The 15,330-nt window shown below is 41.3% G+C and carries 17 protein-coding genes and 1 rRNA gene; 14 read left to right on the forward strand and 4 right to left on the reverse strand.

The features are described from left to right. Window positions 1-39 precede the first annotated feature (39 nt). Complete coding sequence (locus tag ACQCT8_RS16440; RefSeq protein ID WP_426872899.1) at window positions 40-381, forward strand: YfhH family protein; 342 nt, start codon at window positions 40-42, stop codon at window positions 379-381. Continuing rightward, the gene (locus ACQCT8_RS16445) at window positions 378-647 is read left to right on the forward strand and encodes a YfhJ family protein (protein ID WP_426872901.1); all 270 of its coding nucleotides are present in this window, start codon (window positions 378-380) and stop codon (window positions 645-647) included. Before ACQCT8_RS16440 ends, ACQCT8_RS16445 begins: the two co-directional genes overlap by 4 nt. Window positions 648-859: 212 nt before the next feature. On the opposite strand, the gene ACQCT8_RS16450 is transcribed toward ACQCT8_RS16445, so the two are convergent. After that, window positions 860-1,843 carry a metal-dependent hydrolase gene (locus ACQCT8_RS16450; RefSeq protein ID WP_426872903.1) on the reverse strand — a complete coding sequence of 328 codons (984 nt, stop codon included), beginning with the start codon at window positions 1,841-1,843 and terminating at the stop codon, window positions 860-862. Between the two features lie 179 nt (window positions 1,844-2,022). Here ACQCT8_RS16450 and mutY point away from each other — a divergent pair, with 179 nt between their 5' ends. From mutY to ACQCT8_RS16480, 6 genes are all read left to right on the forward strand, one after another. Next, window positions 2,023-3,126 (forward strand): A/G-specific adenine glycosylase, encoded by a 1,104-nt coding sequence (gene mutY / locus ACQCT8_RS16455; RefSeq protein ID WP_426872905.1) that lies wholly within the window; start codon window positions 2,023-2,025, stop codon window positions 3,124-3,126. Between the two features lie 15 nt (window positions 3,127-3,141). Next, a complete protein-coding gene (gene fabL, locus ACQCT8_RS16460) occupies window positions 3,142-3,888 on the forward strand; it encodes an enoyl-[acyl-carrier-protein] reductase FabL (RefSeq protein ID WP_278242028.1) in 747 nt (248 codons plus the stop codon). A gap of 59 nt (window positions 3,889-3,947) precedes the next feature. After that, entirely contained in the window at window positions 3,948-4,142 is a 195-nt protein-coding gene (locus ACQCT8_RS16465) for a gamma-type small acid-soluble spore protein (RefSeq protein ID WP_278242029.1), read from the forward strand. Between the two features lie 153 nt (window positions 4,143-4,295). Beyond that, window positions 4,296-4,547, forward strand: coding sequence for a YgaB family protein (locus tag ACQCT8_RS16470; protein WP_426872908.1), 252 nt, complete (start codon window positions 4,296-4,298; stop codon window positions 4,545-4,547). A 158-nt stretch (window positions 4,548-4,705) separates the two neighbouring features. After that, window positions 4,706-5,251: a nucleoside tri-diphosphate phosphatase gene (ntdP, locus tag ACQCT8_RS16475; RefSeq protein WP_278242031.1), complete on the forward strand. Its 546-nt coding sequence runs from the start codon at window positions 4,706-4,708 to the stop codon at window positions 5,249-5,251. A gap of 340 nt (window positions 5,252-5,591) precedes the next feature. Further along, the gene (locus tag ACQCT8_RS16480; protein ID WP_426872911.1) at window positions 5,592-7,337 is read left to right on the forward strand and encodes an ABC transporter ATP-binding protein; all 1,746 of its coding nucleotides are present in this window, start codon (window positions 5,592-5,594) and stop codon (window positions 7,335-7,337) included. 53 nt (window positions 7,338-7,390) lie between these two features. Here ACQCT8_RS16480 and ACQCT8_RS16485 read toward each other — a convergent pair whose 3' ends face one another. Further along, window positions 7,391-8,473 (reverse strand): FUSC family protein, encoded by a 1,083-nt coding sequence (locus ACQCT8_RS16485; protein WP_426872913.1) that lies wholly within the window; start codon window positions 8,471-8,473, stop codon window positions 7,391-7,393. A 285-nt stretch (window positions 8,474-8,758) separates the two neighbouring features. Further along, complete coding sequence (locus tag ACQCT8_RS16490; RefSeq protein ID WP_426872915.1) at window positions 8,759-10,045, reverse strand: glutamate-1-semialdehyde 2,1-aminomutase; 1,287 nt, start codon at window positions 10,043-10,045, stop codon at window positions 8,759-8,761. Window positions 10,046-10,121: 76 nt separating this feature from the next. Between ACQCT8_RS16490 and ACQCT8_RS16495 the strand changes: the two genes are divergently transcribed. From ACQCT8_RS16495 to perR, 4 genes are all read left to right on the forward strand, one after another. Continuing rightward, window positions 10,122-10,523 (forward strand): ion channel, encoded by a 402-nt coding sequence (locus tag ACQCT8_RS16495; protein ID WP_426872917.1) that lies wholly within the window; start codon window positions 10,122-10,124, stop codon window positions 10,521-10,523. A 52-nt stretch (window positions 10,524-10,575) separates the two neighbouring features. After that, on the forward strand, window positions 10,576-11,067 hold the full coding sequence (gene bcp / locus ACQCT8_RS16500) for a thioredoxin-dependent thiol peroxidase (RefSeq protein ID WP_426872919.1): 492 nt from the start codon (window positions 10,576-10,578) through the stop codon (window positions 11,065-11,067). A gap of 161 nt (window positions 11,068-11,228) precedes the next feature. Next, window positions 11,229-12,770, forward strand: coding sequence for an AbgT family transporter (locus tag ACQCT8_RS16505; protein ID WP_426872921.1), 1,542 nt, complete (start codon window positions 11,229-11,231; stop codon window positions 12,768-12,770). Between the two features lie 361 nt (window positions 12,771-13,131). Then, window positions 13,132-13,563 (forward strand): peroxide-responsive transcriptional repressor PerR, encoded by a 432-nt coding sequence (gene perR / locus ACQCT8_RS16510; RefSeq protein ID WP_426872929.1) that lies wholly within the window; start codon window positions 13,132-13,134, stop codon window positions 13,561-13,563. 19 nt (window positions 13,564-13,582) lie between these two features. Here the strand turns inward: perR and ACQCT8_RS16515 are convergent, their stop codons facing one another. Next, window positions 13,583-13,960 carry a YgzB family protein gene (locus ACQCT8_RS16515; RefSeq protein WP_426872923.1) on the reverse strand — a complete coding sequence of 126 codons (378 nt, stop codon included), beginning with the start codon at window positions 13,958-13,960 and terminating at the stop codon, window positions 13,583-13,585. Between the two features lie 150 nt (window positions 13,961-14,110). Between ACQCT8_RS16515 and ACQCT8_RS16520 the strand changes: the two genes are divergently transcribed. Next, on the forward strand, window positions 14,111-14,980 hold the full coding sequence (locus ACQCT8_RS16520) for a nucleotidyltransferase-like protein (protein WP_426872925.1): 870 nt from the start codon (window positions 14,111-14,113) through the stop codon (window positions 14,978-14,980). 242 nt (window positions 14,981-15,222) lie between these two features. Continuing rightward, window positions 15,223-15,330: ribosomal RNA gene (locus tag ACQCT8_RS16525) — 16S ribosomal RNA — on the forward strand; the annotation flags it as partial.

Raw genomic sequence — 15,330 nt, forward strand, 5'->3', positions numbered from 1 at the left:
AATAAAGAATCAAATAAGACTAGAGGGGGTTGTATTCATATGTCAACTGAAAAAAGGTACAGCTTAATGACCAAGCATGAGCTTGAGCAGGAAATAGCAAATGTTAAGGAAAAAGCGAGAAAAGCGGAGCAGCTTGGATATGTAAATGAATTTGCAGTCTTAGAACGCAAAGCTATTATGGCATCCTGCTATTTGCTTAACCCAAAAGATTACAAACCGGGAACGGTGTATGCGATTAGTAATGATCCAGGAAGCTACTTTAAAATCGATTATCTGAATGGGGTTTTTGCCTGGGGCTACCGTTTAAAAGGGGAAAAAAAGCTTGAAGCACTCCCAATCGCCATGCTCGACAACCGTTCAGAAGGAGGAAAACAGCAATGAATGAAGAAAAGCAATCCCTGACAGCACTTCTTCTTGAGAAAAACCAAGAGCTTTCAGCAGCGAAGGCGCAAACATTAGTGGATCTTTTGTGGGAGGATTTTGAAGCCACCTATGCGAAAGCCGGCCATGATTATCAAGGCAAGGAAGTGACCACCAGGGTGGTAAGGCAATGGATTGTAAATTATGGGGAGCGGCTGCATCAGGTAGCTGCTATGAACCCTAAATACGCTGAGCTGTTAAGCAGCCAGGAGGATACAAAGCATTAATCAGATTGAGAAATTATTTTAAAAAAGAGGGTGGGACAATAGTGTCTCACCCTCTTTGACCGGTTCGCTGCGCTTCAGGCGGACGCTTTCCGCTGCGCTCACCTAATACTATTAATAAATATGTCCTCATTTTTAAGCTTTTTTTAGTTTTGTCCCAGCCTCTTCTTTACTTTGTAATCGTAATTTTTAGTTTGTTGGGAATTGATTTATAACTAATCTATAGTTAGTACATCAAGTTTTTTCTTGAGCTTTTCTTCACTGAAGATCCATCCTGTATAAGAACTTTGGATGGTCAGATTTTGGTCCATTTGTACAACGGCTACAAATGGATAATGGTCATTGCTTCGGTAACGCAGGTCAATAAAGCGAACTTCATATTGATCATCGCTTTCTGTCAGTTCCCATCTGTAAATAGGGGAAAAGGAAAGAAAGGCGGATACATTTGGATCCGTTTTGGCTTTTTGAAAGATCTCATTATCAGGAATGGAAATTCGTTTAAACTTATCATAGATTGTAATGGACCTGCCGTATGCTCTTCCTACATAAAAATGCTCTTTCGTCTCAGCCGCAATTCTCCATTGGTAAAAGCGTATGGTTGGTGCGATAATAACACTATCCGCCTGAGGAATCGTCTTCTTAATTGAATGCCTGACAGCTGATTGAAGCATAAACCGGATGATATAATATCCGACAATGACGGAGTACATAATCAGAAAGGTAGGGACCGGATCCGCTCCGAAGGCCCAAATAATCAATCCGATTACGTGTATGCCAAATATGATCGGGTCAAATGTATTAATGACACCGAGTGCAACCCATTTTCTTGAAAATGGACGAAGCGCCTGAGTTCCGTATGAATTGAAAATATCAACAAATACGTGTAAAAATACGGCCAGAAACGTCCAAAGCCACAGATGAAGTAAATTTGCTTCAGGGAAAAACGGGTAAATCACTGCCGTAATCCCGAGCGGCCATAGCATAACAGCGGGAACAGAGTGGGTGATTCCGCGGTGGTGCCGAATATAAACAGCATTATTGCGAAGTTTTAATACAGTGTCAGCATCTGGCGCCTGTGATCCTATGACAGCTGCAATTAAGACGCTTTGAGCCGTAACCGGATCGTTTGCGACAACCGGGTCGATTGCTGCTAAGCCACCGATTGCAAACCCCATGACAATATGAGTGCCTGTATCCAAAGTGATCCCTCCTTTACTAAACTGCTATTACAAATGGAGATCATTTGTTTTGTACTAGTAAGTATGAGCAGTTGTTTCATTATTTTCAACCAATAATCTGTTTTTCTGTTGCTTAACGAATTGCTTATTCTTACTTATTCCCAATCTAAAGCTTGGAGTAACATCACGGAGGTATAAAGATGAAGGAAGATCTTCAGCAAAAGCTGTCTACTATAAACCCAGAGGCATTTCAAAAAGATCTGATCGGATGGTTCGAAAAGGAAATGCGTGAACTGCCCTGGAGAAAAAATAAAGACCCGTACCAAATATGGGTGTCTGAAATTATGCTTCAGCAAACGAGAGTAGACACAGTCATTCCGTTTTATCATCGTTTTATGGAGCAATTCCCTACGATTGAAGCTTTAGCCAATGCACCAGAAGAAAATGTCTTAAAGGCATGGGAAGGACTTGGCTACTATTCACGTGCCAGAAATCTTCAATCAGCAGTGAGAGAAGTGCATGAACAATATAAAGGAATTGTTCCTGATACCCCTAAAGAAATTTCATCTTTAAAAGGGGTCGGCCCATATACAGCTGGTGCGATTTTAAGCATCGCCTATGGGGTCCCAGAACCCGCAGTAGACGGAAATGTTATGCGGGTGCTTTCCCGCGTTCTGTCCATCTGGGAAGATATTGCAAAGCCTTCATCGAGAAAAAGTTTTGAAGAAGCAGTCCGACATTTAATTTCTCATGATAACCCTTCTTATTTTAACCAGGCTTTGATGGAATTAGGCGCTCTGATTTGTACACCTTCGTCTCCCTCCTGCTTATTATGTCCAGTTCAGAGGCATTGCAGTGCATTTGCCGAAGGGGTTCAGCGCGATCTTCCTGTAAAAACAAGAAAAAAATCCACTAAGGTCATTGATCTTCTAACGGTGATCGTTCAAAATCAACAGGGTGAGTATTTAATGAACAAACGCCCGTCTCAGGGGCTTTTAGCAAATCTGTGGGAATTCCCAAGCTTTGAAAAACAGCAGAATGAACGTACAGCCTCTCAAATTAATGATTTTCTTGCATCTGATTTTAATGTAGAAGCAGTCGTTGAGTCAGAGCCGTGGATGATGCAGGATCATGTTTTTTCACATTTAACCTGGAAAATGGCTGTATTTAAAGGGGAATTATCAAACCTTTCCAATCAAAATAAACCACACGCAACCTGGTTAACAAAAGAAGAAGTTGAAAAAATGGCACTGCCTGTGTCTCATCGGAAAATATGGAAACAGTTTGTATCACTTTATTTATGATAGGAGAGAATGATCATGACAAACAAAGTAGCGTTAGTAACCGGCAGCAGCAGAGGAGTAGGAAAAGCAATTGCTCTTGCGCTTGCTGAAAAGGGATATGACATCGTTGTGAATTACGCCAGAAGCAAACAGGCGGCGCTTGATACAGCAGCCGAAATTGAACAGCTTGGAAGAAAAGCGATAGTAGTTCGGGCAAATGTAGGCGATGTGGATAAAATAAAAAAAATGTTTGAGGAAATAAAAGAACAGTTTGGACGTCTTGACGTCTTTATTAATAATGCAGCCTCAGGTGTGTTGCGTCCTGCCATGGAGCTTGAGGAATCTCACTGGAACTGGACCATGAATATTAACAGTAAGGCACTGCTTTTTTGTGCACAGGAAGCTACGAAAATGATGCCGGAAAGCGGCGGCAAAATCGTGAGTATTTCCTCTCTTGGCTCGATAAGGTACTTAGACAACTATACAACAGTAGGGGTTTCAAAAGCAGCCCTTGAAGCGCTGACCAGATATCTTGCTGTAGAATTAGCACCTAAAAACATCGTAGTAAACGCAGTATCCGGCGGTGCCGTCGATACAGACGCTTTAAAGCATTTTCCTAATCGGGAAGAGCTTCTGGAAGATGCCAGAAGCAAAACGCCAGCAGGCCGAATGGTCGAAATCGATGATCTGGTCAAAACCGTTTTATTTTTGGTATCAGAAGATTCTTCAATGATCCGCGGGCAGACCATTATTGTAGACGGCGGACGATCTTTGCTCGTTTAATTTGATGAATAGACTTCCTTCACTCTGGTTACATTAACTATCGTGGAGGTGAGATCACAATGAAAAAACAAACAAACAAAACAACTTCTGGCACAAATGTTGAACAAGTAAAACAACAAAATGCTGCTGCAAACAAACAGTATGGAACTGAGTTTGCTTCAGAAACAAACGCAGCTGAAGTTAAGCGTCAAAATCAACAAGCAGAAGCTAACAAAAAGAACGCTTCACAACAAAACAACCAGCAAAACCGATAATTAAATAAGTAAAAGCCGCTCCTCTGGATAGCAGGAGCGGCTTTTACTTTAGTTCAATTTTGTTTCGATAAAACTACATACATTGCGACAAATAAAGCTAAAGGACAATTGGAGTAAGTGTGGAACTCTATAAGTGTCAGGAGGGATTCCATAATGAATGGATTTAAAAGGCAGGTATATGATCAAATGGAAATTGCAGAGGAACTATTATGGCTGCATGCTGAAGTGGAAAAAAAGAAGAAGATGCGCGAACTCATGAATACGCTCGCTATCGAGGAGTCGGCGCTGCAACTGTCCAGTCAATTAAATGACCTGCAGCAAAGATTAAAGCGGGTCCAGTTAGAATTTGATGAGAGAATGAATGAAGTGATTGCTTCTTTTCGTGCTGACAACCCTGACTATTAGCCGTTTTGCATGCTGAATACAAGTAGAATAACGAGCCGCCATGTGTCTTGGTGGCTCTTTTTCGTGGAAAAGGGTATAATGGAAAAATACACATATGAACGGAAAATCTTATAGATCAGGTAAATCTAATCAAGCAGTATAAAGGCAGGCGAGGGGCGATGACGCTACCGGTAGAAGGGCAGAGTATACAAATACATAGTTACAAACACGATGGGCTGATACACCGGGTCTGGCAGGAAACTACCGTACTTAAAGGCACCCGGAATATTGTGATAGGCGGAAATGACCGGACAATCGTGACCGAATCAGACGGCAGGACATGGCTGACACGAGAGCCTGCGATCTGTTATTTTCACGCTGAGCATTGGTTTAATATTATTTGTATGCTTAGAGAAGACGGAGTTTATTATTACTGTAATTTAAGCTCTCCATTTGTGTATGATGAAGAAGCACTGAAGTACATCGACTATGACCTGGACATTAAGGTTTATCCGGATATGTCCTATACACTTTTGGATGAAGATGAATACGAGGAGCACCGGAATCTGATGGGGTATCCTAATGTAATCGACCATATACTTCAGAGGAATGTAGATAAGTTAATCAGATGGATCAAACAAAGAAGAGGACCGTTTGCTCCAGATTTTATTGATGTATGGTACAGCCGTTATTTATTTCAAAAAAGATACCGCCAAAAAGAATAGCCGTATTCTTTTCCTGTTGGTCCTTTCAACAGGTTTTTTTCTTGGAACTTAGCGAGGGGATTCAGCTTTTAGGGGTATCCAGCTTCAGCGGGCAGCTCCTCGGATCGTAAGTCGCTCCGCCATGCAGGCAAAAAGCGCCTGCTTGGCAGATTGTCTTACGTCTGTCGGAGGTAAACGCCCGCTTCAGCTTTTAGGGGTATCCAGCTTCAGGCGCTAGCTCCTCGAGTCATAAGCCACCCAGCCCAATAGGCAAAAAGCGCCTATATGTGCAGGTTGTCTTATGCTTGTCGGAGCTGGACGAGCGCCTTCAGCTTTTAAATTAGAAAGTAGGTTGATTTTTTTGGATAGTATAAAGCGGTATATGGAGTTTGTGAAGCCTTATAAGTGGCAGATTATTTGGACGCTTTTGATTGGGATTGTGAAATTTGCGATTCCGCTTTTGATTCCGGTTTTAATACAATACGTCATAGATGATATAATCGATGGCAATGGTTCGTCTGCTTCGAAAATATCAGAGTTATTTTGGATTATTGGGATTGCAGTGGTTCTTTTTGTGGTAGTTCGTCCCCCTGTGGAATATTATCGTCAATATTTTGCTCAATGGACGAGTAATAAAATTCTCTTTGATATTCGGGATGGTCTTTTTTCTCATATGCAAAAGCTCAGCTTTAAATATTATTCCAACACGAGAGCGGGGGAAGTCATTTCCCGTGTGATTAATGACGTTGAGCAGACGAAAAATTTTGTAATGACAGGGTTAATGAATTTATGGCTTGATGTTGCTACTATTATAATTGCGATTGGCATTATGCTGACGTATGATGTGAAATTAACATTAGTTGCTATTCTAGTTTTTCCTTTATATGCTTTTTCTGTCCAATATTTTTTCGGCAGACTGCGAATTCTGACACGAAACCGGTCACAAGCTCTTGCTGAAGTACAGGGTTATCTTCACGAACGGGTGCAGGGGATGAGTGTGATAAAAAGCTTTGCGATTGAAGACCATGAACAAAATCAGTTTGATGGGAAAAATGGCAACTTTTTATCTAAGGCAATCGACCAGACGAAATGGAATGCGAAAGCCTTCGCGGTGGTTAACACCATTACAGATATTGCCCCTCTGATCGTAATCGGGTATGCCGGCTACAGGGTTATTGAAGAAGACTTGACCCTTGGGGTGATGGTCGCGTTTATCGCCTATGTTGAAAGGCTCTATAACCCGCTCAGACGTCTGGTGAACAGTTCTACAACGCTGACTCAGTCGATCGCTTCCATGGACAGAGTGTTTGAATTAATTGATGAGAAGTATGATGTAGATGATAAACCGAATGCTAAGGAAGTTAAGGATATAAGAGGAGATATCGTGTTTGACCATATTTCCTTTGCATATGATAAAGACGAAACGGATGTACTAAAAGATGTGCATTTACATGTAAAACAGGGGGAAACCATTGCTTTTGTCGGCATGAGTGGAGGAGGAAAATCCACTATCGTCAGCCTGATTCCAAGGTTCTATGATGTCACGGATGGAAGAATTCTCTTAGATGGCACGGACATAAGAGATTTCCGTGTCAGAAGTCTGCGGAATGAAATCGGCATGGTTTTGCAGGATAATATACTGTTTAGTGAATCCGTAATGATGAATATTAAAATGGGAGATCCCGAGGCGACTGATGAAGCAGCGATTCAGGCAGCTAAAGCAGCAAACGCACACGATTTTATAATGGATCTTCCTGAGGGATATGACACGAAGGTAGGAGAGAGAGGCGTTAAACTCTCAGGCGGACAAAAGCAGCGTGTTGCCATTGCACGTGTCTTCTTAAAAAATCCCCCAATATTGATTTTGGACGAAGCAACTTCAGCGCTCGACCTTGAAAGTGAACATCTGATTCAGGAATCGATTGAATTGCTTGCCAAAGATCGAACGACTTTTATCGTCGCGCATAGACTTTCCACAGTCACCCATGCTGACCGAATTGTTGTTATAGATCATGGGAAAATAGCTGAGAGCGGAACGCATCAGCAGCTCATGAAAGAGAAAGGACTATACTACAACCTTTTCCAGGTGCAGCAATTGGACGACTAATATAAATAAAGCCCCTTAGACACAACCAGTCTAAGGGGCTTGTTAATTAAAAATTAAAAATCACGTTCAGGCAGAGAGACGTAATTATCCTCGTCATGATAAGACTGAAGGCTTGCGATTAACGTATCTAAATGAACAAGATGTTCTTCATATTCAAGCATGGCCGATAGTACATGAAGTAAATGGTAGCCATTTTCATCCTCTTCATCCCGCGCTTTGATGACTTCTTTCATGAAAATGTCTGTTACTTCCTTATGATCCATACAGGTGTGATTAATCTGATCGTCTTCATTCGTAAACTTTATTTTCCGTACAAATCGTAAAAGAAGCTGCTCATGGTAGCTCATTAAACAGTCAAGCTGCTCCTGCACCAGCAATTGAAGTGATTCAGGAACATGATGAAGTTCATTTTCAAACCGGTGAAGTCTTTTTAATATTTCAAAGCTTCTTCGAACAGTTGAAATCATTTGACGGTAAACCACAAGCTTCCTTGTTTTTGAAACAGAATTACGCTTAAAGTAACCCCGTTCTTCTTTATACATCAGATAAACCTGATCGATATTGATCAGCCGGTCTTTAAACTTTTCGATGTCTTTTTTCAGCAGCTGGTGTTCTGTTGCATGGCGTGTGCTGAGTCTGATCCATTTAATCATATCATCAGTTGTAGTTGAAATTTTATAAAACAGCTTTGTCTCATATTTTGGAGGCAGAAAAATTAAATTAACAGCAAAAGATGCCAAAACCCCAAGCATAATCGTAGCAAAACGAAGAAGGGCAAACGTTACAAAATCCTCATGCTGGACTTCCATGATAGCGATCAGGGTAACGAGGGCAAGTCCGATCGTCGATTCGATTTTAAGTTTTAAAATAATTGTAATAGCAATGACAGCGGCAAAGCCAATGACTACAACATGATTGCCAAATACCAAAACAAAAAGTATAGCCAATCCAGCCCCGATCACATTTGCCTGAATATGTTCCAAAATGGAAACAAATGAGCGGTAAATGGTGGGCTGTACAACAAATGCAGCGGCAATACCTGCAAAAATAGGACTGGGCAGCGCTAAAAGTTCAGCCAAATACAAAGCAAGAACAATGGCGATTCCGGTCTTTAGAACTCGGGCTCCGAGCTTCATGTAGTGAATAGATCCTTTCTTGACGTTAAATTTCACGTTATTCATTGACCTAATTATAAATAAAAAATAGGCAATAGTAGTAATATACCCTGCTTCAGAAGGGACTGCAAGAGAAAAACAGATGATTTTACATAGGAAAACAGTTTTTCTTTTTACAAAAGACAGCGGTATCCATTTTAAAAGGAGGCGTGGTCATTCAGCTCCAATTTGCCCCTGATGTTGAACAAAAAAAGAACGAAGCTGGGACAAAAGTGTCTCAGCCTCATTCTCCTTCTTCAATCCATATTATAAATTTTTAAAAGCAGCATCGACCGCTTCGAGTGTCTGGATAATATCTTTTTCGGTATGAGCTGTAGTCAAAAACCAGGCTTCGTATTTTGAAGGCGCTAAATTAATGCCTTGCTCAAGCATCAATTTAAAAAACCGTGCAAATATCTCTCCGTCTGTTGCTTCAGCCTGTTCGTAATTCTGAATGATTTCATCTGAGAAATAAATGGTCAGCGCGCCCTTAAGCCGATTGATTGTTATAGTGACATCATGAGCGGCAGCTGACGCTAAAATCCCTTTTTCAAGCATTGCTCCCAGCCGGTCAAGTTCTTCATACACGCCTTCCTGCTTAAGCACTTCAAGACAGGCAATTCCCGCCTGAATAGATGCAGGATTTCCAGCCATTGTCCCAGCCTGATAAGCGGGTCCAAGCGGAGCAATTGTCTCCATAATATCCACTCTGCCGCCGTATGCACCGATCGGCAGGCCGCCGCCTATAATTTTACCCATGGCGGTTAGGTCAGGCTTCACATTCAGCAAGTCCTGAGCTCCTCCATACATAAAACGAAATGCTGTGATGACTTCGTCGTAGATTACAAGTGCACCTGCGTCATGCGTAAGACGGTTTACTTCTTCTAAAAAGCCTGGAACTGGTTCAACAATGCCGAAGTTGCCCACAATTGGTTCTACTAAAACTCCAGCAATTTCATCTCCCCATTTTGACAGCGCTTCTTTAAATGGTTCGATGTCGTTAAATGGAACCGTAATGACTTCGCTTGCAATGTTTTTAGTCACACCCGCAGAATCAGGCGTCCCTAAAGTAGCAGGACCGGATCCTGCTGCCACCAGAACGAGATCTGAATGACCGTGGTAGCACCCGGCAAATTTAATGATTTTGTCTCTACCCGTATAAGCGCGGGCTACACGGATTGTGGTCATGACAGCTTCCGTTCCTGAGTTTGTAAAACGGACCTTTTCCATTGCGGGCATAGCTTCCTTCAGCATTTTAGCAAATGTAACTTCATGCCTGGTCGGTGTCCCGTATAAGATACCGGTCTCAGCGGCACGTACAATAGCTTTTGTGATATGAGGATGCGCGTGGCCTGTGATGATGGGGCCGTATGCAGCGAGGTAATCGATGTATTGATTGCCATCTACGTCCCAGAAATAAGCGCCTTCTCCCCGCTCCATTGCTACGGGAGAGCCTCCGCCAACTGCTTTATAAGAGCGGGATGGACTATTTACTCCGCCCACAATATGTTCAAGTGCTTCACTATGTAATTGTTCAGATTTTGAAAAATTCATGATGTCTCCTCCCTGTCATTGCGTCATAGGTATTGTAATATGATGAACTTGAATGCGCAAATAAGGGGGACTGTTCATGGGGTGGGGGATTTTAATTAGTGTCATCATCATCACGGGGTATGCGATCAAGCGTCTCCTGACAACTGCGTGGGAAGGACAGATTTTTTCATTGAGAAATTTTCTCCTTTTGACGGTTACATATGCTGTACTGCTTACGGGATTTGCAACTGTTTTTACCATACTCACGTTTGAAGGAGTCCATGTAATGATAGTGGATGAAACATCGCAGTCATTTTGGAGTTTATTCAGCACCTCCATTTACTTTAGTGCCATGATGCTGTTTTCCGTTGGTAATGGAGAAATTATCCCTGTCGGATGGGGAAGGTGGATCTCCATACTCGCTACTTACCTGGGACATGCATTGCCGGTTACGGTTGTATGGACTTTAATGTTTACCCGTAAAGGAAAGAATCCATGATATCTTTTGAAAATAAAAACTTCTTTAAGTAAGCTATAGAAAGATCAACTGAATGAAGGAGGAGAAAAATTTGAATTTTACTACAGGAGATGCCGCCCCTGATTTTACACTGCTAACGCATACGGGTGAAAAAAGGTCCATAAGTGATTTTAAGGGCAAAAAAAATATCGTCCTTTATTTTTATCCTAAAGATATGACACCAGGCTGTACAACTCAGGCTTGTGACTTTAGAGATCAAGAGCAGTCTTTTGGTGATACTGACACGGTTATAATCGGAATCAGTCCTGACCCGATAGAAAAGCATCAGAAATTTATCGATAAACACGGGCTTCCATATGAATTGCTAGCCGACACCGATCATGAAGCAGCAGAAGCGTATGGAGTATGGAAGCTGAAAAAGACCTTTGGCAAGGAATACATGGGAATTGAGAGATCCACTTTTGTTATTAATAAAGAAGGGGAAATTATGAAAGAGTGGCGTGGTGTCCGAGTAAAAGGGCATGTGGAGGAAACGCTGGATTTTGTAAAAGAAAACCTGACCTAATTTTTGTAAGAACTATTTTTGTTAGAACATTGATAATTTTCCGTGTATTGCGGATCTTTTAAAACCCCTTTTTTTTCATCAATACTATCATTATAATGACACTACCTTTAGGTGAAAAAGTTTTTAGAAAATTTAATAAGGTTTAAGAGTAGGAGGATTCGATGGATACGACAAAAAAGCGGGGATTTTTTTCTAAAGGTCTCGACGGAATTGAGCGGGTTGGAAACAAACTCCCGCATCCGGTCACGCTGTTCTTCATTTTTGCCGCGCTCGTAGTTTTGGCGTCCGCGTTAGGATCAGCTTTAGGCTGGACGGTTGAAGATGGGGAAGGGGAAAGCATCACTGTTTTTAACCTTTTAAGTTCAGACGGTATTTTATACATGTTTGAGTCTGCGGTTACAAACTTTACTGGATTCGCACCACTTGGAACTGTTTTAGTAACCATGCTTGGAATTGGAATTGCTGAACGAAGCGGATTAATATCAGCAGCTCTAAAAGCATTAGTAACATCAGTTCCCAAACAGCTTTTAACAGCTGCATTGGTATTTGGAGGAATTATGTCCTCAATGGCTGCAGATGCAGGGTATGTTGTTCTGACACCGCTTGGGGCAGTCTTATTTGCAGGTTTGGGAAGGCATCCTCTTGCAGGACTTGCGGCTGCTTTTGCCGGAGTATCGGCAGGGTTTAGTGCAAATTTACTTGTGACGTCTCTTGATCCATTGCTTGGAGAATTAACAATCGCAGCAGCAGCTACATTCGATCCTGCTTATGCTGAAGGCATGAATATCTTAATGAACTACTACTTTATGATTGCTTCTGTTATCATGCTGACAATCGCAGGTACGTTTGTAACAGAAAAAATTGTTGAACCGCGTCTTGGAACTTATAAAGGCGAGGTCGATAAAGAAGAAGCAGAAGATATGAAAACTGTTACACCTGTCGAGAAAAAAGGGCTGTGGATGGCACTGCTTTCAATCATTATAACCAGTGTTCTTATTGCGCTTTTGGTGGTTCCGAGCTGGGGGCCATTGCGTGCAGGGCTGTCAAATGATGATATATTAGAAGCGCCATTTTTCCAGACACTTGTCCCGATCTTATTTATTTTCTTCTTAATCCCTGGCTTCGTTTATGGGTATGTAACTAAAGTGATCAAAGATGACAAAGATGTTGCCAATCAAATGTCTGATACAATGGCAACGATGGGAATGTATATCGTTCTTGCATTTGCTGCAGGGCAATTCGTTGCTTATTTTAATACAAGTAATTTAGGACAGATTTTTGCTTACAATGCAGCAGGCTGGCTAAGTGAAGCAGGGCTGGAAGGAATGTTCCTGGTTCTTGGATTTATGTTTGTAGTCGGCGTCATCAATCTGTTTATAGGTAGTTCTTCCGCAAAATGGGCGTTTATGGCGCCTGTGTTTGTCCCAATCATGATGGATCTGGGCTATGCGCCGGAATTAACGCAGGTTTTATACAGAATTGCTGATTCAACGACAAATATTATTTCGCCGCTTATGCCATATTTTGCGATTGTTATTGCATTCGCACAGAAATACGATCCAAAGGTAGGAATCGGAACGCTCATTTCCACCATGATTCCTTACTCCATTGTATTTTCAATTGTATGGACGATTATGCTTTTAGTCTTCATGTACACAGGAATTGACTTAGGCCCTGGTGCTGAAGTCTTCTATACTAAATAGTGAAAAAGACTTCTGCTGAAATTTAAGCAGAAGTCTTTTTTCACTAAGGAATAGGAATTGACATTAAAATAATGAAAAAATTAAGTGGGTTTACTAATAGATGAGGAGAGAGCAGCGGAAGGTGGCGATTCCAGCAGGGTATGATGGCAAGCTGAGAATTTGCAGAGCATCGACTAAAAAGGAGCAAGCCCGTTTCTTCAGGGTTCGTCCACCTGAAGAGCAGTAATCCGGTCAAAGAGTCTGGCCTTTGCTTCATTAGTCAATAGAACTATTTGACAAAGTGCAGATTAGACGAGTACACTATTTATAAAGATTATAAAGAAAGACTTTTTATAGAAAGAGGTGCATGACAGTGTCAGAAATGCAACTGAGAGATGCATTAGATTCACTTAAAGGGACGGGAGTACGTATTACCCCTCAACGTCATGCGATTTTAGAATTTCTGGTAGGGTCTATGTCACACCCAACTGCTGATGATATTTATAAAGCGCTCGAAGGGAAGTTTCCTAACATGAGTGTTGCCACAGTATATAATAATTTACGTGTATTCAGAGAAGTTGGCTTAGTGAAAGAACTGACCTATGGAGATTCTTCAAGTCGTTTTGATTTCGTCACAACCGATCATTATCATGCTATTTGCCAGGAATGCGGTAAAATAGTGGACTTTCATTACCCGGGACTCGATGAAGTAGAACACCTTGCTTCACATGTTACAGGGTTTAGGGTAAATAACCACCGGATGGAAGTATACGGAGTGTGCCAGGACTGCGGCACAAAAAAAGAAGCTCACTAAGGTGGGCTTCTTTTTTTGTTTACTCAGTTTTGTTTACTGTTTGGATTTTTTTATTCTTTTTATTATACTCTTCGCTAAATTCTTCTCCCTCAAGGTCCGGATCTAATGTCAGCGGTTCGCGGCAATGCATACACATATCCACCCTGCCGAGAATTTTTGTGGGTTTTTCACAATTTGGACATGTAACAACTATCGCCTTAGTTGAAAGCATTCCAATCCAGAAATACACAACCATACTGAACATTAGAGCAATCATGCCCAAAGAAATGAAGATGAGCATAATGATGGGGCTCTCCCGGAAGAATATACCACCATACATTATTACAAACCCTACAAATATAAGAGCGAGAGCAAAGGATCGGATTTTATTAATTTTATTTGAATATGTTTTAGCCATTATTGTCCCCCCTGAAGTTTTACTATATCATAGAAACTTGTGAACGAAAGAGCAAATTCGTGACGGAATAATTACGAAATATCAGAAGGAAAATGACAGTCTTTGTCGAATTGGTAGAGTACGGATTAAATAGTGAAGGAGTTCATTGACATGGAAGACATCCTGCGTCCCATTTATCAGGAAAGAGCAAGCCAGCCCAACACTTTAGGTATCGTTATAGTTGAAAAAAAGGGCTCTAAAAGTCCGCTCACCGATACATTTGATACGATTTTGTTCATTATTGTGAAAGAAGCAGACGCTCCTTTGTTTATAAAGCATTATACATATGAAGATAACAAGGCAGCGATGCATATTGTATCAGAGCAGCAAATAAAAGAGTGGCTGCTATTAGGGAGCAACCGAAAAATCACCGAGTGGGTTCTGACGGGGAGAATTGTATTTGACCGTAACGAATACATCGAGAATATGAGAACGGAACTTCGGGATTTTCCCTTCTACGGACGGAAAATAAAAATGGGAATTGAATTCGCAAAGCTCATCCGGAGGTATGTGGATGGAAAAGGCTTCTTTGAATCGCGCCATTTTTTAGATGCTTACAATCATGTTGTTCATTCGCTGCATCATTTGGCAAGACTTGCTGTTATCGAAAATGGTTTTCATCCAGAGGTGACTGTGTGGAATCAGGTGAAGCAGATTGAACCGGAAATTTTTAAGCTGTATGAGGAGCTTGTAAATAGTGAGGAAACACTTGAAAAAAGGCTGGAGCTTCTTTTCCTGGCGAGTGAATTTCTCATCCACTCGCGTATTCAGGCGGGATCAACCCACCTTATAGATGTAATGATGCAAAAAGAAGATTGGACAATTCATGATCTTCAATTGCATGAGGAGCTAAAATACTATTCAGTAGATCTTACCGTAATGATCGAATTCCTGATCGAAAAGCATATAATCTTAACCAAATCAGTTGAAACCAAAGGTAAGGGAATCTACCACAGATATTATTCTGTAAAAAAAGTTTAAATAACCTATTGATCTTTTTAAATATCCTTGTTATGATATTAATCGTCGCTGCAGAGGACTTGAAAGAAGTTAGCAGCGGCGAAAAAAAGTAATTGACATAACATTGAAAGTTATGTTAATATAAGAAAGTTGCTTCAACAAGAGGCTAAATAGAGAACACCTTGAACCTTGAAAACTAAACAACCAAAAACGTCAACGTTAGTACAAGATTTACAAGAAACACTATGAGCTTTATCAAACACTTTACGGAGAGTTTGATCCTGGCTCAGGACGAACGCTGGCGGCGTGCCTAATACATGCAAGTCGAGCGGATTTTCTGGAGCTTGCTCCAGAAAGTTAGCGGCGGACGG

This window comes from Jeotgalibacillus proteolyticus, assembly GCF_050107735.1.
GTDB classification, from domain to species: domain Bacteria; phylum Bacillota; class Bacilli; order Bacillales; family Jeotgalibacillaceae; genus Jeotgalibacillus; species Jeotgalibacillus proteolyticus_A.